Annotated in this window: 24 protein-coding genes and 1 pseudogene; 11 read left to right on the top strand and 14 right to left on the bottom strand. The window is 73.3% G+C overall.

Annotated elements, in window-relative coordinates; genetic code table 11:
- Position 1: 1 nt before the first annotated feature.
- Together BMY61_RS26955 and BMY61_RS26950 are read left to right on the top strand one after the other, a co-directional pair.
- Positions 2-1,105 (top strand): aminoglycoside phosphotransferase family protein, encoded by a 1,104-nt coding sequence (locus BMY61_RS26955; protein ID WP_075004078.1) that lies wholly within the window; start codon positions 2-4, stop codon positions 1,103-1,105.
- 72 nt (positions 1,106-1,177) lie between these two features.
- On the top strand, positions 1,178-1,975 hold the full coding sequence (locus BMY61_RS26950) for a phytanoyl-CoA dioxygenase family protein (protein WP_042450458.1): 798 nt from the start codon (positions 1,178-1,180) through the stop codon (positions 1,973-1,975).
- A gap of 55 nt (positions 1,976-2,030) precedes the next feature.
- On the opposite strand, the gene BMY61_RS26945 is transcribed toward BMY61_RS26950, so the two are convergent.
- On the bottom strand, positions 2,031-3,104 hold the full coding sequence (locus BMY61_RS26945; RefSeq protein ID WP_042450460.1) for an acyl-CoA dehydrogenase family protein: 1,074 nt from the start codon (positions 3,102-3,104) through the stop codon (positions 2,031-2,033).
- A gap of 21 nt (positions 3,105-3,125) precedes the next feature.
- Complete coding sequence (locus BMY61_RS26940) at positions 3,126-3,620, bottom strand: hypothetical protein (RefSeq protein WP_042450462.1); 495 nt, start codon at positions 3,618-3,620, stop codon at positions 3,126-3,128.
- 113 nt (positions 3,621-3,733) lie between these two features.
- On the opposite strand from BMY61_RS26940, the gene BMY61_RS48855 reads away from it, so the two are divergent.
- Positions 3,734-3,826 carry a putative leader peptide gene (locus BMY61_RS48855; RefSeq protein ID WP_369405956.1) on the top strand — a complete coding sequence of 31 codons (93 nt, stop codon included), beginning with the start codon at positions 3,734-3,736 and terminating at the stop codon, positions 3,824-3,826.
- Positions 3,827-4,082: 256 nt separating this feature from the next.
- Here BMY61_RS48855 and BMY61_RS26935 read toward each other — a convergent pair whose 3' ends face one another.
- The 5 genes and pseudogenes from BMY61_RS26935 to BMY61_RS26915 all read right to left on the bottom strand — a co-directional run bounded on the left by BMY61_RS26935 (position 4,083) and on the right by BMY61_RS26915 (position 8,677).
- The gene (locus BMY61_RS26935; protein WP_042450644.1) at positions 4,083-4,325 is read right to left on the bottom strand and encodes a DUF397 domain-containing protein; all 243 of its coding nucleotides are present in this window, start codon (positions 4,323-4,325) and stop codon (positions 4,083-4,085) included.
- A 178-nt stretch (positions 4,326-4,503) separates the two neighbouring features.
- Complete coding sequence (locus BMY61_RS26930) at positions 4,504-5,670, bottom strand: thiolase domain-containing protein (protein WP_042450464.1); 1,167 nt, start codon at positions 5,668-5,670, stop codon at positions 4,504-4,506.
- On the bottom strand, positions 5,667-6,821 hold the full coding sequence (locus BMY61_RS26925; RefSeq protein ID WP_042450466.1) for a thiolase domain-containing protein: 1,155 nt from the start codon (positions 6,819-6,821) through the stop codon (positions 5,667-5,669). The genes BMY61_RS26930 and BMY61_RS26925 overlap by 4 nt, the downstream gene beginning before the upstream one ends.
- A pseudogene (locus BMY61_RS47920) lies at positions 6,818-7,806 on the bottom strand (Zn-ribbon domain-containing OB-fold protein). The gene BMY61_RS26925 and the pseudogene BMY61_RS47920 overlap by 4 nt, the downstream one beginning before the upstream one ends.
- Positions 7,807-7,873: 67 nt before the next feature.
- Positions 7,874-8,677: a crotonase/enoyl-CoA hydratase family protein gene (locus BMY61_RS26915; protein WP_042450469.1), complete on the bottom strand. Its 804-nt coding sequence runs from the start codon at positions 8,675-8,677 to the stop codon at positions 7,874-7,876.
- Positions 8,678-8,827: 150 nt separating this feature from the next.
- Here BMY61_RS26915 and BMY61_RS26910 point away from each other — a divergent pair, with 150 nt between their 5' ends.
- From BMY61_RS26910 to BMY61_RS48665, 3 genes are all read left to right on the top strand, one after another.
- The gene (locus tag BMY61_RS26910) at positions 8,828-10,465 is read left to right on the top strand and encodes an acyl-CoA synthetase (RefSeq protein ID WP_042450470.1); all 1,638 of its coding nucleotides are present in this window, start codon (positions 8,828-8,830) and stop codon (positions 10,463-10,465) included.
- 183 nt (positions 10,466-10,648) lie between these two features.
- Complete coding sequence (locus BMY61_RS26905) at positions 10,649-11,314, top strand: hypothetical protein (protein ID WP_042450472.1); 666 nt, start codon at positions 10,649-10,651, stop codon at positions 11,312-11,314.
- A gap of 101 nt (positions 11,315-11,415) precedes the next feature.
- The gene (locus BMY61_RS48665; protein WP_042450473.1) at positions 11,416-11,904 is read left to right on the top strand and encodes a DUF2087 domain-containing protein; all 489 of its coding nucleotides are present in this window, start codon (positions 11,416-11,418) and stop codon (positions 11,902-11,904) included.
- A 6-nt stretch (positions 11,905-11,910) separates the two neighbouring features.
- Here BMY61_RS48665 and BMY61_RS26895 read toward each other — a convergent pair whose 3' ends face one another.
- A complete protein-coding gene (locus BMY61_RS26895; RefSeq protein ID WP_042450474.1) occupies positions 11,911-12,921 on the bottom strand; it encodes a ketopantoate reductase family protein in 1,011 nt (336 codons plus the stop codon).
- Positions 12,922-13,025: 104 nt separating this feature from the next.
- Positions 13,026-13,589: an NADPH-dependent FMN reductase gene (locus BMY61_RS26890; RefSeq protein ID WP_042450475.1), complete on the bottom strand. Its 564-nt coding sequence runs from the start codon at positions 13,587-13,589 to the stop codon at positions 13,026-13,028.
- A 163-nt stretch (positions 13,590-13,752) separates the two neighbouring features.
- Between BMY61_RS26890 and BMY61_RS26885 the strand changes: the two genes are divergently transcribed.
- From BMY61_RS26885 to BMY61_RS26875, 3 genes are all read left to right on the top strand, one after another.
- On the top strand, positions 13,753-14,394 hold the full coding sequence (locus tag BMY61_RS26885) for a TetR/AcrR family transcriptional regulator (protein WP_042450477.1): 642 nt from the start codon (positions 13,753-13,755) through the stop codon (positions 14,392-14,394).
- A gap of 134 nt (positions 14,395-14,528) precedes the next feature.
- Complete coding sequence (locus BMY61_RS26880; RefSeq protein ID WP_052438880.1) at positions 14,529-15,494, top strand: N-acetylmuramoyl-L-alanine amidase; 966 nt, start codon at positions 14,529-14,531, stop codon at positions 15,492-15,494.
- A 91-nt stretch (positions 15,495-15,585) separates the two neighbouring features.
- Entirely contained in the window at positions 15,586-15,855 is a 270-nt protein-coding gene (locus tag BMY61_RS26875) for a hypothetical protein (RefSeq protein ID WP_143094530.1), read from the top strand.
- Between the two features lie 91 nt (positions 15,856-15,946).
- Here BMY61_RS26875 and BMY61_RS26870 read toward each other — a convergent pair whose 3' ends face one another.
- Positions 15,947-17,407 carry a glycoside hydrolase family 47 protein gene (locus BMY61_RS26870; protein ID WP_052438881.1) on the bottom strand — a complete coding sequence of 487 codons (1,461 nt, stop codon included), beginning with the start codon at positions 17,405-17,407 and terminating at the stop codon, positions 15,947-15,949.
- 276 nt (positions 17,408-17,683) lie between these two features.
- Between BMY61_RS26870 and BMY61_RS26865 the strand changes: the two genes are divergently transcribed.
- Positions 17,684-18,037, top strand: coding sequence for a hypothetical protein (locus BMY61_RS26865; RefSeq protein ID WP_042450481.1), 354 nt, complete (start codon positions 17,684-17,686; stop codon positions 18,035-18,037).
- Between the two features lie 69 nt (positions 18,038-18,106).
- Positions 18,107-18,676: a GNAT family N-acetyltransferase gene (locus tag BMY61_RS26860; protein WP_042450482.1), complete on the top strand. Its 570-nt coding sequence runs from the start codon at positions 18,107-18,109 to the stop codon at positions 18,674-18,676.
- Between the two features lie 161 nt (positions 18,677-18,837).
- Here BMY61_RS26860 and BMY61_RS26855 read toward each other — a convergent pair whose 3' ends face one another.
- The 4 genes from BMY61_RS26855 to BMY61_RS26840 form a co-directional block, all read right to left on the bottom strand.
- Positions 18,838-20,409: an acyl-CoA synthetase gene (locus tag BMY61_RS26855; protein ID WP_042450485.1), complete on the bottom strand. Its 1,572-nt coding sequence runs from the start codon at positions 20,407-20,409 to the stop codon at positions 18,838-18,840.
- Entirely contained in the window at positions 20,406-21,521 is a 1,116-nt protein-coding gene (locus BMY61_RS26850) for an NAD(P)H-dependent flavin oxidoreductase (protein WP_042450648.1), read from the bottom strand. Before BMY61_RS26850 ends, BMY61_RS26855 begins: the two co-directional genes overlap by 4 nt.
- A gap of 118 nt (positions 21,522-21,639) precedes the next feature.
- Positions 21,640-22,179, bottom strand: coding sequence for a hypothetical protein (locus BMY61_RS26845; protein WP_075004077.1), 540 nt, complete (start codon positions 22,177-22,179; stop codon positions 21,640-21,642).
- Positions 22,180-22,249: 70 nt separating this feature from the next.
- On the bottom strand, positions 22,250-23,215 hold the full coding sequence (locus tag BMY61_RS26840; protein ID WP_052438882.1) for a serine/threonine-protein kinase: 966 nt from the start codon (positions 23,213-23,215) through the stop codon (positions 22,250-22,252).
- Positions 23,216-23,232: the final 17 nt, after the last annotated feature.

The raw sequence follows: 23,232 nt of genomic DNA, 5'->3' as shown, positions 1-23,232 counted from the left end.
CATGTACTCACCGGCCATCTCCCCCGCTCCGGCGACCCGCCCGCAGGCCGCCCCCGCCGCTCCGCTGCGTCGGCGTCCCGGCCTCGGGCTCGACCCGCGGCTGCGCGAGCCCGGCGGCCAGCCCTCCGCCAGGGTGGCGCACGGCGCGCAGCAGTTGCGTCGGCCCGCGCCGGCCCCGGCGGTCGCCCGCCCCGGCACCGCGCAGCGCCCCGACGCCGCCCAGCACTCCCCGCAGGTGCGGGCCGCACTGGCCCACATCGCGCGGATAGCTCCCGCCTTCGTGCCGCGCCAGCTCCTCCAGGACCGCCGGCATGTGCTGATCGCAGGTACCGCAGGCCGCACCCCGGTGGTGGCGAAGGCCCTGGCGCGGCCCGGCGAGGATCTCGAAGGGATGGCGCGCTTCCAGCACGAGATCGCGGCCCACCGCGCCTTCGTGCGCCACCGCCCGCCGGTCCGGCTGCCGAAGCTGGTCGCCGCCGACACCGAGCGCTGCGTGCTGCTGATGGAGCGCGTCCCCGGCCGTCCTGCGGCCCGCGAGCGCCACCCCTCGGACACGCCCACGCCGGGCGAGGTGCGCGCCATCGTCGGCGCGATCCGAGGGCTGAACCTGTGGCGTCCGCCGACGGGCGTCTTCGACCGCCCGCTGGACTACTCCCGCGAGATCGCCCGCTACCACGCGCTGGGCCTGCTGACGGACCGTGACACCAGCGACCTGCAGCAGCTGCTGCACGGCCTCGCCCACCAGCCGTGGCAGTTCTGCCACGGGGACGCGCTGCTCACCAATGTCCTGCTGGCGCCCTCGGGTCCGGTCCTGGTCGACTGGGAGCAGGCCGGCTGGTACCTGCCCGGCTACGACCTCGCACTGCTGTGGACCGTGATGGCCGGCGACACCGGTGCCCGTCGCCAGTTGAGCCAGATCGCGCAGTCGACCGGCACACTGGGCCGCGACGCGTTCCTGGTCAACCTGATCCTGGTGCTGATGCGGGAGATCCGCCTCCACGACGTGCCGGGCGCGGGCGAGGAGCAGCGCATCCTGATCCGCCGCCTCCACGAGGACGCCGCCCTGGCCCGCCGCGCCGTGCGCGCCGCCGTCGGCACCCGCTGAGCGTCGATCGGGCCGCGCGGTCGGACAAAACTCGCTTGCCGCTGCTGGCGAGCCGTTCGGACAATCGGCCCCATGACCCGCTCTCTCAGCTCCGACCAGGTCGAGCAGTTCGTCACGGACGGGTTCGTCCGTCTTCCTGAGGCCTTTCCCCGCGCGCTCGCGGACGAAGGCAGGGCGTTCCTGTGGCAGGAGACGGGGCTGGACCCGGACGATCCGGCGACCTGGACCGAGCCGGTGGTGCGGCTGAGCGGCTACGGCTCCGAACCCTTCCGGCGCGCGGCCACGACCGAGCGCCTGCACGACGCCTTCGACCAACTCGTCGGCCCCGGCCGGTGGGTCCCGCGCGACGGCCTCGGCACCTTCCCCATCCGGTTCCCGCACCCCGCCGATCCGGGGGACGCCGGCTGGCACATGGACGGAAGCTTCACGCCCGAGGGAGAGTCGGGCTACTGGGTCAACCTCCGCTCCCGTGAGCGAGCCCTGCTCATGCTCTTCCTCTTCTCCGACGTCGACGAGGAGAACGCGCCGACCCGCATCAAGGTCGGTTCGCACCTGGACGTGCCGGCGTTCCTCCAACCGGTCGGTGAGCAGGGGCTGAACTTCTTCGAGCTGTGTCGGGTCATGGACGAGGCCGGCCGACTGGACGCGCCCGAGCGTCCGCTCGCCCTCGCCACCGGGCAGGCCGGAGACGTCTACCTGTGCCACCCGTTCCTGATCCACGCCGCTCAACCCCACCACGGCACGGTGCCCCGGTTCATCGCCCAGCCGCCGCTGATCGCCGACGGCCTGCTGGAGCTGGACCGCCCGGACGGCGCCTACTCCCCGGTCGAGCGCGCGGTCCGCCTGGGCCTCGGCCTGGCGGACCGGTGAGGTCGCGCCGGTGACATCGCGGCCGGTGAGGGCAGGCCGGTGAGGGCAGGCTGCGCTACTCCCCCTCGGACGCCGCCCGCAGCAGCGGCGCGCCGGTCGGGAGCAGGGCGCGGGTGGTGAACGCGTCCCGCAGGTGGCGTTCGAGCGGGACGGTGCGGTGCAGTCCGGCCGGGCCCGCCAGGGCGACCGAGCGGTGGACCACGGCCAGGGACAGGTCCGCGACGCGTGGCGCGAGGAGTCGGGCGCGGCGCTCGGCCCCGGGGCGACCGGCGTCGAGGGCGGCCGCGAGGCCCGACAACAGCTCCTCGGCGGCGATGAGTTCAAGCTCCAGTGCGCCGCGGTCGAGCTCGGACAGGTCCTTGACGTGCCGGACCAGCCAGGCTCGCGCGGTACGGCCGACACCCAGGCAGATCGCGGCGACGGCGAGCCGTCGGGCGGCCTCGTCGCGCGCGTCGGGCGGCGTCAGTCGGTGCGCGGCGTCGAGGAGCACCTCCTCGAAGTGGACGTCCTGGTGGGCCGCGGCCCGCAGGCCGAGCTGCTCGGAGCCGGGCTCGACGATCAGCCCGGGGGTGTCGCCCGGCAGCAGGAACAGGGCGGAGCCGTTGCCGTCCCCCTCCTTCACGGGCTCGGAAGCGGCCGTGACCAGCAGCCAGGCGAGCGCCTCCGCACCCGGCACGCCGTGCTCGCGTCCGGCCAGCAGCCAGCCGTCGGGTGCGCGCTGCGCGGTGACCTCCGCCCCGGCCTCAGCGCCGGGACCACCGGGCGGCAGCATCCCGACGAGCGCCGGGCCCCGGCGGGAGTCGACGAGCAGGCCTCGGTAGGCGGAGGCCGGCCAGCGGCCGTCACGGGCCTGCGCCTCGTGCGCGAGCAGGGTGTCCCCTGCCAGCAGGGCGACCGAGGGGTCGCCACTGGCGAGTGCGACCAGCAGGTGCACCGTCTCGGTGAGGCCCGCACCGGCGCCGCCGTACTGCTCCGCGACGGTGAGCGTGAGCAGCCCGGCCGCGTGGACCTCCTCGATCCCCTGGTACGGGAAGGCGCCCTCGCGGTCGTGCTCGTCGGCCCGCGCCGCAAGCAGGTCGACGACGCGCGGGAGCCGGGTCATGGCCTCGTCGGCCGTGGGGAAGGACATCGTCAGCCGCTGCCGTCCTGCTCAGACCTGGAACATGCCCGCGGGCAGCGGCTTCAGCAGCTTGTAGAGGTCCTCGCTGACGGGCCGGTCCCAGGTGACGACGGTGACCAGCACGTCGTCGCTGCGGCCGAACTGCACGGCTGCTAGACGACCCTCGCTGAGCTTGTACTTCTTCACGATCAGCAGGCCGTCGTCGAGCATGACCGGGAAGTCCTCGCTGTCCAGGACCTCGACTGGCTCCTCGCTGCCGACGATGGCCAGCATCTGGTGGACCTCCAGCGGCACCCCGTCCTCGGGGTCGCGGGCCGGGGAGCCGGAGCGCAGATTGCCGATGATCATGGACGGGCCGCGGCCGCCCATCAGGTCGTAGCGCAGCACCACACCGTGGCAGCTGCCGTCCTCCGGATCGCTGATCAGCACGGCCCCGAAGTCACCGGGCCAGTCGCCCGGATCCATCGCGAGAATGTCGAAGTCCGGGCCTGCGGGGGTGCCGGAGCGGCGGCGAAGGAAAGCCATGGGGCCATCGTACGTGCACCCGCGCGCTGCGAATGCGTGACCGGACACGGGTCGTGTACCAGGCTCCGAGACCAGGTTGACGAACGGATCACGTTCCGATTACGTTCGGCGACATGCAGAGATCGCCGCGTCTGGTGAGCAGGGGTCACATCGACCTCATGCGCGTCGCGTCCGCTGCATGTCGCGCCTGCCGCCCGAGCCGTTGACGCCTCGGCGGATCCGCGAGAACCCCGACGACGGCACCGGCCCCAGGATCGGCCGTGCGCCTGCGGAGCGCCTCCTCCTTCTGCGAACCTGGACAGCGACAGCCCCGTAACACTCCTGGAATCTCGCCTGCTCGGCCCGACCGGCCGTGGCAGGCGGGCCCGCTTGGCACCGCGTGGGGGCGTGTGCGAGCGGGCTGGGCGCCGCGTCGACCCCGTGGGGGTGGTCGACGCGGCGCTCCTCTCCTCAGGCTGCTGCTCAGGTGAGGTCGAACTCGCCGTCCCGGGCGCCGAGCACGAAGGCGTTCCACTCCGCCGGGGTGAAGATCAGCGCCGGTCCCTCGGGGCTGCGGCCGTCGCGCATGGCGATGTACCCGTCGACGAAGGCGATCTGCACGTCGCCCACGCCCTGGCTGCTGGACAGCCACTCCACGCCGTTGAGATCGAGCTGCGGTTTCCTCTCCTCAACGCCCACCCCGATCGGGCCCCGCTGGGTGACCACTCCGGCCTCCGCGGTCACGTCGAAGAATGCGTCGCTTGCCACGTCGAGCTCCTCCCGCCGTCAGTTGATCCCACTGTAATCTCCGCGGCAGCCTGCGGTGGAGGGCTTCGACACGATCCGCCCGTGCGGGTGACAACGGGCGGATCGGCCTGGTAGGAGCCATGGTTCAGTGATCGGCTCAGTGATCGGGCCGCTCGCTGCCGACGAGCCACATGGAGAAGAACTGCGCCCCGCCGCCGTATGCGTGGCCGAGAGCGCGCCTGGCTCCGTCGATCTGGTGCTCCCCGGCGAGCCCGCGCACCTGGAGTGCCGCCTCCGCGAAGCGGATCATGCCCGAGGCGCCGATCGGGTTGGAGGAGAGCACCCCGCCCGAGGGGTTGACCGGCAGGTCGCCGTCCATCTCCGTCACGCCCGCCTCGACCAGCTTCCACCCCTCGCCCTGGTCGGCGAAGCCGAGGTTCTCCAGCCACATCGGCTCGTACCAGGAGAACGGCACGTAGATCTCGGCCAGGTCGATCTGGCGGCGCGGGTCGGTGACGCCCGCCTGTCGGTAGACGTCGGCGGCGCAGTCGCGGCCGGCCTGCGGGCTGACGTAGTCCTTGCCCGCGAAGATGGTCGGCTCGCTGCGCATCGCGCCGCCGTGGACCCACGCGGGCGGCCGCGGCGCGCGGGCGGCGCCGCTGTCACCGGTGAGCACGAGCGCGCAGGCCCCGTCGGAGGACGGGCAGGTCTCCGAGTAGCGGATGGGGTCCCACAGCATCGGGGAGGTCTGCACCTGCTCCAGCGTCAGGTCGTGTTCGTGCAGGTGGGCGTAGGGGTTCTTCAGGGCGTTGCGGCGGTCCTTGAACGCCACCAGCGAGCCGACGGTGTCGGGCGCGCCGGTGCGCCGCATGTAGGCACGCACGTGCGGGGCGAAGAAGCCGCCCGCCCCGGCCGTGAGCGGCTGCTGGAACGGGACCGGCAGCGACAGGCCCCACATGGCGTTGGACTCGGACTGCTTCTCGAAGGCGACGGTCAGCACCGTGCCGTGCACACCGGCCGCCACCAGGTTGGCGGCGACCAGGGCGGTCGAGCCGCCGACCGAGCCGGCGGTGTGGACGCGCAGCATCGGCTTGCCCACCGCGCCGAGAGCCTCGGCGAGATAGAGCTCGGGCATCATCACGCCCTCGAAGAAGTCCGGCGCCTTGCCGATGACCACGGCGTCGATGTCGGCCCAGGTCAACTCCGCGTCGGCCAGGGCGCGGACGGCGGCCTCGCGGACCAGTCCCGCGATGGAGACGTCCTGGCGGGCGGCGACGTGCTTGGTCTGGCCGACGCCGACGACGGCCACGGGCTGCTTGCTCATCGCGCACCTCCGCGGGTGCCGTCGGTGCTGCGGGGGCTGTTGCCGTTCCGGTTGCCGTTCGTGCCTTCGAGGACGGCCACCAGGTTCTGCTGCAGGCACGGCCCCGAGGTGGCGTGGGCGAGGACGCGGTGCGCCTCGCCGCGGTGGATCAGCGCGGCGGCCTCACCGATGCGGATCAGCCCGGCCGCCATGACCGGGTTGGCGGCGAGCGGCCCACCGGAGGGGTTCACCGGCACGTCGTCGGAGAGGTAGAGGGCGCGCCGCAGCACGACCTCCTGCGCGGTGAAGGGCGCGTGCAGTTCGGCGGCGTCCAGCGGCGCGTCGAAGGCGCCGGCCGCGGCGGCGGCGAGGCGGGTCGAGGGCGACTCGGTGAGGTCGCGCACGCCGGGCTGGTGGGCCTCGATCCGGTGGTCGATGCCGCGGATCCAGGCCGGGTTGGCGTGCAGGGCGCGGGCGGTGTCGCCCGCGGCGAGGATCACGGCGGCGGCGCCGTCGCTGATCGGCGGGCAGTCGTGGCGGCGCAGCGGCTCGACCTCGTACGGGCGTTGCAGCAGCTCTGCCGGGTCGGCGCTGCCGCGCAGCTGGGCGTGCGGGTTGCCGGTCGCGGCGCGGCGGCTGCGCACGGCGGTCTCCGCGAGACGCGGCTCGTCGGTCAGACCGGCGTCGATCAGGGCCTGCGCCTGGAGCGCGGCGAGCGCGATCGAGTCCGGCCACAGCGGGGCGAGGGTGTAGGGGTCGAGCTGCCGGGTGAGCACGTCGCGGACGCTGCCGGGCGAGGACTTGCCGTAGGAGTAGACCAGGGCCGTGTCGGCCTCGCCGGTCCGGAGCTTGACCCACGCCTCGTACAGGGCCCAGGCGCCGTCCATCTCCACGTGCGACTCGGAGATCGGCGGCCAGGCGCCGACGCCGTCCAGGGCCATGGTGAAGGAGAAGGCCCGGCCGGCCAGGTAGTCGCTGCTGCCGGAGCAGGTGAAGCCGATCCGGTTGGCTGTCAGTCCCGTCTGCTTGAGTACGTCGTGGAGGACGGGCATGACGAGCTCGACCTCGGAGAGCTGGTCGGTGCGCCTGGTGTGGTTGCTCTGGGCGAAGGCGACGACGGCGACGTCACGGCCGCGCCCGTGCCGGTCGACGGAGCGCGCTGCGGGGCTCACATCCACCTCCGGTAGCTCTCGGGGTCGGCGTCGGGCTCGCCCGTCGGGCGGAAGTGGCTGATCGAGGCGAGGCTGGGGCCGAGGCGTTCCTCGTTCCAGACGGCCTCGACGCGCTGGCCGATGCGGACGTCGGCGTAGGGAACGTCCCCGACGCGCGCGTGCAGGCCGACGTGGGCGCCGTCGAGCAGCACGTACGCGTAGCAGTACGGCACCTCGATGTTCAGGCCCTTGGCGGCGATGTTGACGATGCAGAAGGTGGTGACAGTGCCGGTGTGCGGCAGCTCCAGCTGCTCGGTGGTGGCGACGCCGCAGGTCGGGCAGGCCCCGCGGGGCGGCACGTAGACGCGGGTGCACTGCGGGCAGCGCTCGGCGAGCAGTCGCTTGTCGGGCAGCGCGGTGAGAAAGCGGGTCTGCGCGCTGCCGGGCGTGTGGGTGTACTCCAGCCGGGCCGGGATGGTCACCCGGGTCACGGGCTCGGCGCCCGCCAGTTCCGGGATGCCGGCCAGGAGTTCGGCGGCCGTGGTCATACGGCGGGGCCCTCCGCGGTGTCGGGCGCCGGCTCGAAGCAGGCGATGTCGGTGATCGCGCCGCTGCGCTCCTCGGCCCAGCGGATCGCGACGCGCAGGCCGGTGTGGACGGCGTGGCGAGGGGCGTCGAGGGCGTGCAGCAGAGCGGTGTCGGCGCCGTCGAGACGCACCAGCACCCACGCGAAGGGCGTGTCCAACGGCTGGTAGGGGCGCGGCCGTTCGTTCCAGGCCCAGGTGGTGACGGTGCCGAGCCGGCCGAGCGGAACCAGCTCGGTCAGCTCCTCGGCGGTGACGGGGTCGTACTCGGCCGGCGGGCACAGCACCCGCCCGTCGCTGCCGCGCGCCCCGAGCACCACGCGCTCGCGCAGCCCGGTGAGGAAGGCGCCGAGCACGGGTCCGGTGGAACGGGTGAACGGGAACTCGACGATCAGCGGTGCGCTGAGCACCTCGGGGGGCATGGCGGGGTCCTTTCGAGGGCTTGCGGATCGGGCTCGGGCCTGTCGGACAGGTCCTGGGGGCGCGACGTCAGTGTCGGCGGTAGACAGGGGCGCGCTTCTCGGCGAAGGCGCGCGGGCCCTCCTTGGCGTCCTCGGTGGCAAAGACCGGCCAGCCGATCTCGAGTTCGCGCTTGAGGCCCTCTGCCTCGGTGAGCGCCGCGGTCTCGTAGACGGACCGCTTGACGGCCTCGACGGCGAGCGGGGCGGCCTCGTTGACGGCCTCGGCGAGCTCCAACGCCCGCTTGAGGGCGGTGCCGTCGGGCACGAGGCTGCCGACCAGGCCGATGTCGCGCGCCTCGGCGGCGGTGTAGCGGCGGCCGGTCAGCAGCATCTCCAGCGCGTGGGTGTGCGGGATCTGCCGGGTGAGGCGGACGGTGGAGCCGCCGATCGGGAAGAGTCCGCGGCGCACCTCGAAGAGGCCGAAGCTCGCCGACTCCCCGGCGACGCGGATGTCCGTACCCTGGAGCATCTCCGTTCCACCGGCGACACAGACGCCCTCGACGGCGGCGATGACGGGCTTGCGCGGGCGGTGGTGCCGCAGCATCGCTTTCCAGTGCAGCTCCGGATCGGCGGCGAGGCGGGCGCGGGCGGGGTCGTTCTCCGCGAATCCCCCGCCGGCGAGTGCCTTGAGGTCCATTCCGGCACAGAAGGCCCCGCCCGCACCGGTCAGCACAATGGACCGGACGGCGTCGTCGGCATCCGCCTCGATCCATGCGTCGTGCAATCCGACGAGCATCGGAAGCGAGAACGCGTTCTTGGCCTCGGGCCGGTTGAGCGTCAGGACTAGTGTGGCGCCCTGCCGCTCGATGATCAGATGTTCCGTGCCTGCCATGGGCCGCCTCCGCATGCCGCACCGACCGAATCCCGCTCAGATCTAGAACAGGTTGCAGTCTTGCTGACGGCTTTTCAAGTGCCGTTCCAAGAACAAGTTCAAGGCGTCGGAACCCTGGAGTTCTGCCGACACCGCTCCTACGCTCCGCCCATGGAATTCAACCTGGCCGATCTGTTCGAGCAAGCGGTTGACCACTATCCCGGGCGCGAAGCGGTCAGCTGCGCCTCCGCCGACGGGAAGGCCGTCCACCGGCGCACCTTCGCGGAGTTGGACGAGCGGGCCAACCGCCTGGCCCACCACCTGCAGGAGGCCGGCATCGGCCCGGGGGACCGCGTCGGCGTCTACGCGCTGAACTGTGCGGAGTGGGTCGAGTCGCTGCTCGCGATCTGCAAGGTTCGGGCCGTCTGCGTCAACGTCAACTACCGTTATGTGACGGACGAGTTGAGCTACCTGCTCGGGATGGCCGAGCCCGCCGCACTGATCTACCAGGAGCGTTACGCCGACCGCGTCTCCGAGATCCTGCCCGGCCTCCCCGGCCTGCGGCACCTGGTCGTCATCGACGACGGCACGGCCGCGCCCGGCGGGCCGGCCCTGCAGGCCGTCCCGTACGAGAAGGCGCTCGCCTCCGGCGGACCGCAGCGGGACTTCCCGCCGCGCTCCCCCGACGACCACTACCTGCTCTTCACCGGCGGCACGACCGGCCTGCCCAAGGGCGTGGTGTGGCGGCAGGAGGACGTCTTCTTCGCGCTCGGCGGCGGCATCGACGTCACCAACGGCCATCGGATGGCCACCCCCGAGGAGATCGTGACCACCGGCTACGCCAACCCGATCACCTTCTTCCCGATCGCGCCGCTGATGCACGGGGCCACCCAGTGGGGGCTCATGCAGCAGCTGTTCAAGGGCAACCGGGCGGTGCTGATCGACCGGTTCGTGCCCGAGCGCGTCTGGGAGCTGGTCGGCAGCGAGAAGATCAACGTCGTGATGATCACCGGCGACGCGATGGGCCGCCCGCTCGTGGAGGCACTCGACGCCCCGCGCGCCGGCACCGCCGCCACCGAGGCGTACGACGTCAGCGCCATGTTCGGGCTGGTCAGCAGCGCTGCGCTGTTCTCCACCCCGGTCAAGCTCCGGTTCCTCGAGCGCTTCCCCACCCTCTACCTGAGCGACGCGGTCGGCTCCTCCGAGGGCGGCGCGGGCGGCGTGGCCCACTGGAGCGCCGACGAGCAGGGTGGCCAGGGGACGGTCACCACCAAACCCATCGGCGACTCGGAGGTCGTCGACGACGACCTCAACCCGCTGCCCCCGGGTGTCGTCGGCAAGCTGGCCCGGCGGGGCAACATCCCGCTGCGCTACCTCGGCGACCCGGTCAAGAGTGCCGAGGTCTTCCGCACCGCCCCGGACGGCACCCGCTACGCGGTGCCCGGCGACTGGGCCCGCCGCGAGGAGGACGGCCGGATCACGCTGCTGGGACGCGGCTCGTCCTGCATCAACACCGGCGGCGAGAAGGTCTTCCCCGAGGAGGTCGAGTCCGCGATCAAGTCGCATCCCGCGGTCTACGACACGGTCGTCGTCGGGGCTCCGGACGAGCGCTGGGGCGAGACCGTGGTGGCCCTGGTCCACCAGCGCGAGGGCGGGGCCGAGCTGACCCTGGACGCGCTCCAGGCGCACTGCCGCGCCCACGTCGCCGGGTACAAGGTGCCGCGACGGCTGCACCTGGTCCCCGGCATCGAGCGCACGCCGACCGGCAAGCCCGACATGCGCTGGGCCAAGCGCATCGCCGCCGACTGACGGCCGCCTGCTGAACCCCTGGGTGCGCCACCCGTCTCAGGGTTGCTCTCAGGGTTCACCCTCAATCGTCCCGGAGTGATCCCCGATGTTGCCCGGTCTCGTCCCTGTGGACGAGCTCACCGTCGGCTCCAGCGGCTACCGTGGAGTTCTCTGGTCGGGCGGGAGCGAGGAGGCTGACCGGCGATGGAACCCCTGGGAATCCTGATGCTGCTGGTCCTGTGCATGGTGGCCGCCATCGGCACACTCGTCGTGGTGGGTGCGGTCAAGGCCGCCCGCGCCGTGAGCACGAAGGCCGAGAACGTGGCGCTCAAGGCCCGCGCCTACACCAATCCCGGCGCGCCGGGGCGGATCGCCTCGGTGCGGCTGCGCCTGCGCGCCGCGCTGGAGGGCACCCGCCAGGCGCTGGAGGCCGCCGCCTCGCAGGACGCGCAGGTCGGGGAGTCGCTGCAGCTGCTCAAGCGCCTGGAGACGCACGGCACCGAGCTGGACGCCCAGTTGCGCGGGCTGGAGCGCGAGCCGGAGCCGACGCGCGTCGACGCGAAGCTGCCCGAGCTACGGGCCCGCGCGGAGCAGATCACGCACGCGGCCGAGGAGCTGCGCTGGGCCGTCCAGGACCGCCAGCACCGCTTCTCGGAGGACGAGCTGTCGCGCCTCAGCGACGAGTGCACCCAGGAGGCCGACGCCCTGCGCCACTGGAGCCGCCCGGCCCAGGCCGACGAGGCCGCTGCCGGCGGCCCGCACCGCCCGGAGCCCGGCCGCCTGACCACCGGCCGCTGGCCGACGGCCGACGAGGTGCTCGGTTTCGTCGACCGCATACGCCGCCCCAGCGGCGAGACCAACGCCCGCTGACGCGCCCATGACGGCGTCCGGCCCCCGACCGTCCGCGCCCCGACAAGGCCCCCGCGGAAAACCGGTCGCCGCCGCGCGCCACTGCTTCGTAGCCTGACGGCATGCCTGACATCGCGCAGCTCGCGCCGCTCGCCTCCGCTCTCGCCGACCATGACCGCCTGCAGGCCTTCGCCCGTGTCGTCCTCGCCGGAGAGGACGGCGTGGACGCCGCCGAGCTCGGCGCCCACGGTGCGCGGCTCGGCCAGGCCGGCCTGGTCACGCTGCGGGAGGGGCGGGTCCACGCGCGCACGGAGGCTTTCGCCGACGCGCTCCGCTCACCGGCGCGCGCCGAGGGCTCGGAGGTTGCCCAGCTCTTCAAGGACGGACGCCTGACGGAGATGCCGGTGAAGCCGGCCCGTCGTCTCGCGCTGCTGGCCCACCTGACCGAGCGGGCCTTCGAGCGCGGCGTCGCCTACTCCGAGCCGGAGGTCAACATCGCGCTCAAGCAGTACTGGGACGACTGCGCGGCCCTGCGCCGCTACCTGGTCGAGAACGGCTTCCTGGTCCGCTCCGCCGACGGCACGGCCTACCGCGTGGCGGCGTCCCGGTGACCTGAGTCAGAGGTTCGGCTCGGCCTCGGCGAGCAGGGAGCGGAGCTCGGCCGCGTCGGTGCTCCCGGGCGGCAGGCCCTCGGCGGCGAGGCGGGCGACTTCGCGACGCAGCAGGTCGTTGGTCGGTGTGGGGACACCGTGGAGCCGTCCCAGCATGGCGATCTCGCCGTTGAGGAAGTCCACCTCGACGCCGCCGCCCCGGGTCAGGCTCTGCCAGGTCGAGCCGCCGGCGCGGACCACGTCCGGCATCGGCACCACGCCCATCCGGTCCCCCTGGACCGCCTGGCGCTCCTCCTCGGTGGAGTAGGGGATCCCGGCGGCGTCGAGCACCGCGACGCCCTCGCCGCGCGTCCGCTGCCAGAGGTCCGCGGCGTCCGGCATCCCGTCGCGGCCGACGAGCGCCTCCAGGGCGTTGCCCAGGTTGTTCAGCAGCTTGCCGTACTTCCAGCGCATCACGTCCGGCACGACGGGGGCGTGGAACCGGCTCGCGTCCAGATCCTCCGCGAGCTGCCCGGTCACCCCGTCCGCCGTGCTCGTGAATCCTCCCAGCGTCAGGATTCCCGAGAGCGGCGCGCAGTGCGCGACGACGGTGCCGGGCTGGAGGTGGGTGGCGGGCAGCCAGACGCACATGCCGACCACCTCGGCGAACCAGCGCAGCGCGGTGCCCTCGTTGGCCACGCCGTTCTGGGCGCAGACGACGGGCAGCACCTCACCGGCGGTGCCGCCGCCGGCGACGGCCGCGGCGGACCAGTCGCGCAGCACGGCCTCGGTGTCCTGGGACTTGACCGCGAGAATCAGGACGTCGTCGCGGCGCAGCGGGCCGAGGTCCTCGTGGTGCGCGTAGGCGGGGATGCGCAGGCGCTCCGTGCCCTGCGGGGTGACCAGGCTCAGCCCGTCCGTCCGCAGCGCGTCCAGGTGCGCGCCGCGCGCGACCAGCGCGACCTCCCGCCCGCTCTGGGCCAGCCGCCCACCGATCGCGCCGCCCACGGCGCCCGCCCCGACGATCACATAGCGCATGGTCCGACCCTAACGCCCGATCCCGGCGGAACGGTGGATTTGGCATCCCGAAGGCGCTCCGGCCCCACCCCCGAACGGGGATGGGGCCGGAGCTGAAAGCGGGGTCAGGCGGAGGCGGCCAGCTCGGCAGCCGCGACGACCTGCTTGACGACCGCGGACAGGTCGGCGGCGACCTCGGCGTCGTCGACCGGGTGGGTCTCGGCGAAGCGGACCACGGAGCCGGGGACGGACAGCTTGACGTCCTCGAGGACCTTGGCGCCGGCGATGCCGAGGGCCTTGCGGGCCTCGTCCTGCGCCCACACGCCGCCGTACTGGCCGTAGGCGGTGCCCAGGACCGAGACCGGCTTGGCGGAGAGCGCGCCGGCGCCGAACGGACGGGAGAGCCAGTCGATGGCGTTCTTCAGGACGGCCGGCATGGTGCCGTTGTACTCGGGCGAGAAGACGAGCAGCGCGTCGGCGGCGGCGACGGCCTCGCGCAGCGCGACGGCGGCGGCCGGGACGCTGCCCTCGACGTCGATGTCCTCGTTGTAGAACGGGACGTCGGCCAGGCCGTCGAGGATGGCCACCTCGGCGCCCTCCGGCGCCAGCTTGACGGCGGCCTCGGCGAGCTGACGGTTGTGCGAACCGGCACGGAGGCTGCCGACCAGGGCGACGATGCGGACGGACATGGGATCTCCCGAGGGGGTTTTCAGCGCGAAGGGACGGACACGAGGCCCGAGCGGACCGCAGACCGCCCGAGAGCGGACCGTGGTCCGTTTGGTTGACGTGTCATGTGTAGCACGTGAAGCGGACTGCGGTCCACTTCCGTCCAGGGGGCGCTACGCTGGCCCCATGACCCTGCCGTCCGAGCCCGTCCCGCTCGCCCCCTCGGCACGCCTCGCCCTGCCACTCGTCGACCAGGCACCGACGACCGAACGCGCCGACGCCGCACGCAACCGCGCCAAGCTGCTGGAGGCCGCGGCCGCGCTCATCAAGGACCAGGGAGCCGAGCACCTGACCATGGACGCGCTCGCGGCGGCGGCCTGCGTCGGCAAGGGGACGGTCTTCCGTCGCTTCGGCGACCGCCTGGGCCTGCTCTTCGCGGTCCTGGACCGCACCGAGTCCGAGTTCCAGCAGGCGTTCATGTTCGGCCCGGCTCCACTCGGCCCCGGCGCGGACCCGGTCGCCCGCCTGAACGCCTTCGGCGGCGCCGCCCTGCGCCACCTGCACGCGAACATGGACGTCTACCTGGAGTCCGACCAGCAGGCGTCCGCCCGGTACAACGCCGCGCCGCGCCGGGTCCGGGCCCGGCACGTCACCATGCTGCTGCGGGCCGCCGGCGTCGAGGGCGACCTCGAGCTGCTCACCGGCGCCCTGCTGTCCACGCTCGACCCGGCCCCCGTGCACCACATGCTCACCGAGCGCGGCCACACCGTCGAGCGGCTCGAAGCCGGCTGGTGCGACCTGGTCGCCCGGATCACCCACCGCTGCTGAGCCCGGCGCCGCTGTCCTGGCGCCGGCCCTGCACCGCCTTTGCGGCCGTCCTGGCACGCCGTCCTGGCGCGCCGACCTTGCGCGCCGTCCTGGCACGCCGAGCGGGTGAACCCCGACGCTCTCGCCGGACGGAGGTGAGCGCGGCGGTCTGGTGCACGCCGATCCGCACGGCCATCATCGTCTCGACGAACAACGCGGTGCGGGCGGACAACGGGTTGCGGGCCACGGGAGGTACGGCGGTGCGTGCAGGACGGTTCTCGGCGGTCTCGGCGCTCGTACTGCTCTCCGTCCTCTCCCTGGTCGGTGCCACGGTGCCCCCGGCATCGGGGATCGGCGGACCGGCACCGCTGCGGAGCCCGCTCCCGCTCACCGGGCTCACGGTCGTGCTCGACCCCGGCCACAACCCGGGCAACTGGCGCCACCCGAGCGAGATCAACCGGCTCGTCGACATCGGCAACGGCCGCAAGGCCTGCAACACCACGGGCACGGAGACCAGGTCGGGATACACCGAGGCCGCGTTCACGCTGGACCTGGCCCGCCGGGTGCGGGTGCTGCTGGAGGCCGAGGGCGCGCGCGTGGTCATGACCCAGGACGGCAACCTGCCCTGGGGGCCGTGCGTCACCGAGCGCGCGGCGATCGGCAACCGGGCCCACGCCAACGCGGTCGTGGCCATCCACGCCGACGGGGCCGCGCCGAGCGGGCACGGCTTCCACGTGATCCTGCCTGCCAGGGTGGTGGCGGGGGCGGCGGACACCCGGGCCATCGTCGGGCCCTCGCGCCGACTGGGCGTGACGCTGCGGAACGCCTTCACCTCTCTCACCGGCGAGCCCTTCGCGACCTACCTCGGCGGCGGTACCGGCCTGATGGTCCGCTCGGACCTCGGCGGACTCAACCTCTCGCGGGTCCCGGCGGTCTTCATCGAGTGCGGCAACATGCGGAACACCGCGGACGCGGCCCGGTTGTCCGCGCCCGGCTGGCGCGAACTGGCCGCGCACGGGATCGCCCTCGGCATCACCCGCTTCCTCACCGGCGCGCGCGTGTCGACCGCGGACATCGGCGCGGCGCTGTCGCTCACCCCTGACGGCGGCGGCTCCGACTGAACCCGCGGTGAACCGGCTGCACGCTGCACCTCGGCGCGGCTCACGGCAATCCCGGGCGCGCGGGTGCAGGATGGGGAGCGAGGTGATGGCCGTGATCTTCGAACTGAAGGCCGAGTACGGTTGCGCGTCCGAGGACGCCGAGATCCACCTGTGGCACCTGGTCCGCGAGGGCAGCGTGCTCGCCCTGTGCGAGCGCGAGATGACCAGCGAGAGCCCGACCCGCTCCGCGCTGGCGCTGCGTGACGTGTTCCCCGAGCGCCTGTGCCAGGACTGCCGCCGACGCTACTGCGAACTGCTGCCGAGCATGCCGCCCACGACGCCGACCGCCGCGACCGCCCAGGCCGTCCGCGGCGCCGGCTGAGCCCCGCCGCCCGAGGCCCGCCCCGACCGACGCAGGCGGGCGGGCGGGCGGGCAGGCAGGCAGGCAGGCAGGCAGGCAGGCAGGCAGCGCATCAGACCCAGGTGGACCGCAGGCCCACCAGCGCCTTGCCCTCCGTGGAGAGCAGACCGGCCCGGTAGTCGAAGCGCGGCGTCGCGGAGAACATCAGCCAGAGGTACTTGAGGTTCTCGGCGAACCAGTACCCCGGGGTGAGGTCGGCGTAGGCGTGCGCGGCGCCGACCGGTGCGGTGACGTCGTGCAGCGTCGAGTAGCCGCCCGGGACCCGCTGCCGCTCCCGCATGGCCGTGAACCAGCGGTAGGCAGCGCTCCGGAAGCGGTCCTGGCCGGTGGCCCGCCACAGGTCGAAGGCGGCGTTGGCGTACTCCGGCCGCAGCAGGCCGCTGCGGTCGACAGGCTCCAGCGTCGTGCAGTCGACGGCCTCGGGCAGCACCGGGAAGCGGTCGAGGACGGCCGTCCAGGCGTCGAAGTACGCCACACCCTCGTCGAGCGCGCCGCCCTTGGCCAACAGGCCGGCGTAGAAGGCGCCCAGCTCCTGCTGCCGCACGGGCCCGCGCGCCCGACCGGTACGGAAGTCGACCGCGCGGAACCAGAGCCGTCCGCCCACGCGGACCGCCTGGTGGCGCAGGATCGCGGCCGTCAACGCGCGGTACCAGCCGGTCAGGGTGCGGTCGCCGAGCTGCGCTCCCGCCATCCACAGGTACTCGTAGAACGAGTCGACCGGGGCGTCGGGGGCCACGGATGCGGTGTCGGCCCACCGGCCGGTCTCCACGTGGAGCGAGGTGCCGAGCAGGTCCAGCGAGCTGCGCCGGGAGAACGCGGCACGGTAGGCCCGGACGCTGGCGTCGTAGTAGCGGGAGTCGCCGGTCAGTCGGCTCAGCAGCCCGAACTCCATGGCGTTGCTGCCGATCTCGGCGAGCGTGGCGACGTCGCCGTGGACGGCACCGGTGCGCAGGTTGACGTGCGTGTACGGCAGGCCGGTGGGCGAGGCGGTGAAGGCGGGCAGCAGCCGGTCCGCGAGCTCACGGGCGCGGCGCAGCATCGCCGGGCGGCCGGTGGCCTGGTAGCCCGCCAGCACCCCGCCGACGAGCCGGATCACGGCCTCGAAGACCTGGACGGAGGCGTCCTGCGCCGGATCGAGGTGGGCCTCGATCCAGTCGCAGCAGCGGGCCGCCTCCGCACTCTCGCCCATCAGGAAGAGCGTGTCGAGCGCCTCGACGATCGACAGGCCGAAGGTGTGGCCGGCGGCGAAGAAGTCGTGGCGGGTGCGGCTGATCGGTCGCACCTCGTCGTAGCCCCACGCGATGTCCTGGTAGCCGCGCCAGCCGTGCAGGAACTCGGCCTTGACCTCGGCGGCGACGCGCGTGTCCGCCGACGCGGAGGCGGCCGAGCGGACGCTCGCCGCGGTCGCGAGCACGAGCGCGGCGGCGGCACCGCCGGCACCCGTCAGCACGGCCCGCCGCGTGGAGTGCGCGGGGCGCCCGGCGAGCGGGAGAGGCAGGGTGGGGGCCGTCATGCGACGAGGACGCCACAGGGTGCGTTCATCCGATGATCTCCACGCCGTACGCCTCGCCCGATCGGGTGCGCCCTTCGCCCGATCGACGCAGCGTCAACCAGCCTGCTCCGCAGGGTTCGAGCGCGGACCGACGGGGCATCAAGATCGCGGCAGAACACGTTCGGACCACGTCAAAAGCGCCGACCGCTGGGCTTCTGTCGCGCTGGAATGTCACAGCGGCGGTCGCACGTTCCCCAAGGGGACGCCGCCCTGGCCCACGGGGGAAGGAACAGTACGATGGCTCAGCTCCTGATCGAGGAGAACTTCCAGCATCTCGACGGCGAGGACGTCGAGTCGCTGATCGAGGCGTTCGGCGCACTCGGCCTCTCGGCCGAACCGACGCAGCCCCGGACCGACGCGGAGACGCGACGCGGTTGGGTGCTCGTCCTGCACTGGCTCCGCGACGACACCACCGCGCTGGACCCGGTGCTGCGCGACGGCTCGATCGCCGCGGCGGTCCGCGGCGCGCTGCAGCACCAGCACCCCATCGGCCCCGACGGCACGGAGGTCCGTGAGCGGACGCTGCCGCGCCGGGTCGAGATCCGCGACCGCGACAGCCGCGTCCTCGCCGAGGTCGAGGTGGCCGGCTGAGCGTCGGCCGTTGGCGCGTCACCCCGTTCGGTCCGCAACCTGATCCACATCCGCGTCCGGGAGGTCCGCTTGGACGTCGCCTCGCTGCTGCCGTTGACCACGGCCCGGTTGTCGCTGCGTCTGTTCACTCCCGGCGACACCGACGACCTGTACGCCTACCAGCGCCTGCCGAGCGTGGCGCGCTACCTGTACCGGCCGGCGCACACGCGTGGGCGCAGCGAGCAGGTTGCCGCCGAGCGTGCGGCGCAGACGGCCTGGCGCTCCGACGGGGACAGGCTGGCGCTCGCCGTCTGCCGACGCGATGACCCCGGCGTCCTCGGCGAGGTGAGCCTCGCCCTGGCCCATGCTCGCGCCGCCCAGGCCGAGATCGGCTGGACTCTCGACCCGGGTCACCAGGGGCACGGCTACGCGACCGAGGCGGCCTCGGCGCTGGCCGGGTTTGCCTTCGACACGCTGGGCGTGCACCGGCTCTACGCACGGCTGGACGTGGAGAACACCGGGTCGGTGCGGGTCTGTGAGCGCCTCGGGATGCGCCGGGAGGCGCACCTGGTCGAGAACGACCTCGACGGGGACCGCTGGGGCAGCGAGTACATCTACGCGGTGCTGTCCACGGAATTCGGCCGTCGATCACGCGACTGAGCCCGACGCCGATCCCTGGTGTCCGCCCCACCCCCGTCACCGCCGCCCACCTCTTGGTGACCCTCTTCGTGGCCCCGGCCCGGCCCCGGCCCGGACCCGGCCAAGAGTGCCTGTCGGGGCGCGTGGACAGCACCCCGGCCCAGGGCGACCACGGGCCCGGCTCACACCTGCCGGGTCCGCCCCTCCCAGTACGGGTCACGCAGCCTGCGCTTGTACAGCTTGCCGTTGGGGTCGCGCGGGAGTTCCGCGACGAAGTCGACCGAGCGGGGGCGCTTGTACGCGGCCAGGACGCGTTCGCAGTGGGCGAGGATGTCCGCCGCGAGTTCCGGGCCCGGGGTGAACCCCGGGGCGGGCTCGATGACGGCCTTGACCTCCTCGCCCCAGTCGTCGTGCGGGATGCCGAACGCCGCCGCGTCGGCGACCGCCGGGTGGCCGAGGAGGGCGGACTCGATCTCCGCGGGGTAGATGTTCACGCCACCGGAGATGATCATGTCGATCTTGCGGTCCCGCAGGAACAGGTAGCCGTCGGAGTCCAGCAGGCCCAGGTCGCCGACGGTGAAGAAGTCGCCGACCCGGTTGGCGCGGGTCTTCGCCTCGTCCTTGTGGTAGGCGAAGCCGCCGGTGTTCATCTTCAGGTAGACCGTGCCGAGTTCACCGGTCGGCACCGGCTCGCCCGCGTCGTCCAGGACGGCGATCTCGCTGATCGGCCAGGCCTTGCCGACCGTCCCGGGGCGCTCCAGCCACTCCCCCGCGGTGGCGTACGTCCCACCGCCCTCGCTCGCCGCGTAGTACTCCTCGACGCACTCGCCCCACCAGTCGATCATCGACCGCTTGACGTGGTCGGGGCAGGGGGCCGCGCCGTGGATCGCATGGCGCATGGAGGTGACGTCGTACCGGGCGCGGACCTCCGGCGGCAGCGCCAGCAGGCGGTGGAACTGGGTCGGGACCATGTGGGTGTGGGTGGCCCGGTGGGCGTCGATCAGTCGGAGCATCTCCTCCGGCGTCCAGCGGTCCATCAGCACCACCTGGTGGCCCAGGTGCAGCGAGGCGGCGGCGAACTGGAGGACGGCGGTGTGGTACAGCGGGGAACAGACCAGGTGGACGTCGTCGTGACCGCCCCGGATGCCGAAGATGCCGAGGAAGCCGCCCAGCGGCGTGGACTCCGGGGGGCGGCCGATCAGGGGGCGGCGGATGCCGCGCGGGCGGCCGGTGGTGCCGGAGGTGTAGTTCATGACCCAGCCGGTCGTGCGGTCCGCGGGTGGCACGGTGTCGCGGCCGTCGAGCAGGTCGGCGTAGGGGCGGAAGCCCGGCAGGTCGCCGACGGCGTACCTGCGCTCCTTGGGCATGCCGGCCTCGTCGGCCGCGGCGGTGGCGGCGTCGGTGAAGCGCTCGTGGGCGATCAGGACCTTGGCGCCGCTGTCGGCGACGATCCAGGCGATCTCCGGTCCCACCAGGTGGTGGTTGACCGGGACGAGGTAGAAGCCGGCCTGGGACGCCGCGAGGTAGGCCGTGAACAGTTCGACGCCGTTGGGCAGCACCACGGCGAACGCGTCGCCCACGCCGAGTCCGGCCTCGCGCAGGCCGTGGACCAGCTGGTTCGCCGCAGCGTGCAGACGGCCGGCGGTCCACGCCTCGCCGTCCGGGGCGTGCATGACGACGCGCTCCGGGTCGGCCTGGGCCTGCGCCCAGAAGCCGACGGGCAGCGCGCTCCCGTTCGGGGGTGACTGGTTCATGCCTGCTCCCCTTCCGCCGAGGCGATCCGGCCCAGCCGGGCCACGGCCTGCTCGAAGCCGCGGGTCAGCTCGTCCATCACGGCCGCCACCGGGCGTTCCTCGTTCATCTGGCCGACGATCTGTCCGACCGGCGTGCCGATCAGTTCCGGCGTCTCGTAGGTCTGGATCCGGCTGAGGGCCTCGGCGACCAGCAGGCCCTGGAGCGGCATCGGCAGGGTGCCGGGGCTCTCCTCGCTCTCCCAGGCGTCGGTCCACTCGGTGCGCAGTTGCCGGGCGGGCTTTCCGGTCAGGGCGCGCGAACGGACGGTGTCGCCGCTGCCCGCGGCGAGCAGCTTGCGTCGCAGGACGGGCGAGGCGAGGTCGGACTCGGTGACGGTGAGCCAGATCGAGCCGAGCCAGGCGCCCTGCGCGCCGAGCGCGAGCCCGGCCGCGACCTGGGCGCCGGTGCCGATGCCGCCGGCCGCGAGGACGGGCAGCGGGTGGACTGCGGCGACGATCTCCGGGACCAGGACCATCGTGCCGATCTCGCCGGTGTGGCCGCCGGCCTCGTGGCCCTGGGCGACGATGACGTCGATCCCGGCCTCGGCGTGCCGCTGCGCGTGCCGGGCGCTGCCGGCCAGGGCGGCGACCAGCATGCCTGCCGCGTGGGCGCGTTCGACGACGTCGGGTGGAGGCGAGCCGAGCGCGCTGGCGAGCAGCTTGACCGGGTGCTCCAGGGCGACGTCGACATGCGAGCGGGCGACCTCCTCCATCCAGCCGGTGATCCGCCAGCCGCCGCGCTCCCCCTCGGGCAGCGCGGGCACCCCGTACTTGGCCAACTGGGCTCGCACGAAGTCGCGGTGGCCCTCCGGGATCATGGCCTCGACCTGCTCGACGGTGACGCCCTCGACCTTCTTGGCGGGCATCACCACGTCGACGCCGTAGGGCTTGCCGCCGCAGTGGGCGTCCATCCAGTCCAGGTCCTTGGCGAGGTCCTCGGCGTCGCCGTACCGGACGGCCCCGAGCACCCCGAGCCCACCGGCGCGCGAGATGGCGGCCGCGACAGCGGGGAACGGCGTGAAGCCGAACACCGCGTACTCGATGCCGAGACGGTCGCTGAGGGGGGTTCTCATCGCGGCTCCCATGCCTGCGGTCGGCGTCCTCGTCTGCTGGGGGCAGCATGACGCAACCGGTTGGAGAGCGGAAGAGATTTTCTGACACAGCGTCAGATAGGCTGCGACGGCGGAATTCTCAGCAGCCGTGCACGGGATGCGTCGCGGGTGGCGCCGACGCCTGCAGCATCCATCCGTCCGGGGACGACCCCGGGCCGCCGACCAGCTGCGCCTGGGCCACAGCACCACCCGGCATCACCTTGTGCCACTGCCACTGTCCCGCGCTCGGAGCCCCGTCGGCCATCCAACCCAGGTCCCGCATCCTGGCGTCGACGTGCGCGACCACCTGGGCCGGCGACCCGCCTCCGTCGAACAGGGTGTCGACCGTGACGGAATCCCAACCGAAGGTCGACCGGATACCGTCGCACGAGTCCCATATCGGCGCGACACTCTCATGCTGGGTGACGGCCGCGCCTGCGGGCACCGCCGACAGCACCGGCTGGAGCGCCTGCGCCAACCGGTGCCCGGGGTCCGGATCACCGACGGGCTGCGGCTCGTCCTGGCCGCCGGTGCATCCGGCGAGCGCCAGCCCCAGGGCCAGGGTCGAGAGGACGGCAGCAACACGGGCGGACCAGGGGTGCAACCGGCGCGCTGGCCTGATGATCATGTTGTTGAGCACGCGCAGGAGTCTGGCACAGCCACGCCGGACCGCGCCCCCGCCACAGGACGGGACGTCAGCCGGGCACCGCTCACGCCGTCCAGCGCCGGGTCAGCGCGGTGAGCGCGGGTGGCTCGGCCGGGATGCGGCGCAGGGAGACCGGCACCGGGCCGATGCCGCGGGCCCAGGTGGGCAGCGCGCCGCGTGGCGGGGGCGCCGCCTGCGCGGACTCGTCGAGGCGGCGCAGCACCTCGCGGGCGGAGGCGGGCCGGTCCTCCGGGTCCTTGGCGAGCAGGTCCAGCACCAGGCGCTCCAGCGCCTCGGGGATCTCGGGCCGTTCGGCACGCGGCGGGGGTGGGGGCGTGTCGCGGTGGTCGAGCAGCACGACCAGCGGATCGCCCTTGAAGAACGGCGGGTGGCCGAGCAGCAGCTCGTACAGGACACAGCCGAAGGAGTAGAGGTCGGCCCGTTCGTCCAGGCCGGTGCCCTCGATCTGCTCCGGCGACATGTAGTAGGGCGTGCCGACGGCGAAGGTGTTGCCGCCCAGCCGGGCGGTGAAGTTCTGGTCGCTGCCCAGCCGCGCGATGCCGAAGTCGCAGATCTTGACGGCGCCCTCGACGGTGCGGATCAGGTTGCCGGGCTTGAGGTCGCGGTGGATGACGCCGCGCTCGTGGGTGTAGGCGAGCGCCTCGGCTATCTGGCGTCCGATCGCGATCGCCTCGCTCGGGCGCAGCCGCCGGCCGCGCGCCGCGTCGAGGAGCCGGCCGAGGTCCTCGCCGTGCAGCAGCTCCATGACCAGGAACAGCACGCCGGACCACTCGCCGAAGTCGTGCACGACGGTGATACCGGGATGCTGCAGCCCCGCGGCGAGGCGCGCCTCGCGGCGGAAGCGCTCGCGCATCAGTTCCTTGTCGTCGCGCCCTTCGGGGACCAGGCACTTGACGGCGACGAGCCGGCCCAGCGCCTCGTCCTCGGCCTGCCAGACCTCCCCCGCCCCGCCGCGCCCGATCCGGCGCTGCAGCCGGTATCTCCCCTGGACCAGCGTGTCGTCCTCCACCCGAACAGTATGGGGCC

The organism is Streptacidiphilus jiangxiensis (assembly GCF_900109465.1).
Classification (GTDB): Bacteria; Actinomycetota; Actinomycetes; order Streptomycetales; family Streptomycetaceae; genus Streptacidiphilus; species Streptacidiphilus jiangxiensis.
Note: the sequence above shows the minus strand (reverse complement) of the source record. Positions and strands in the feature narration are given on the sequence as shown.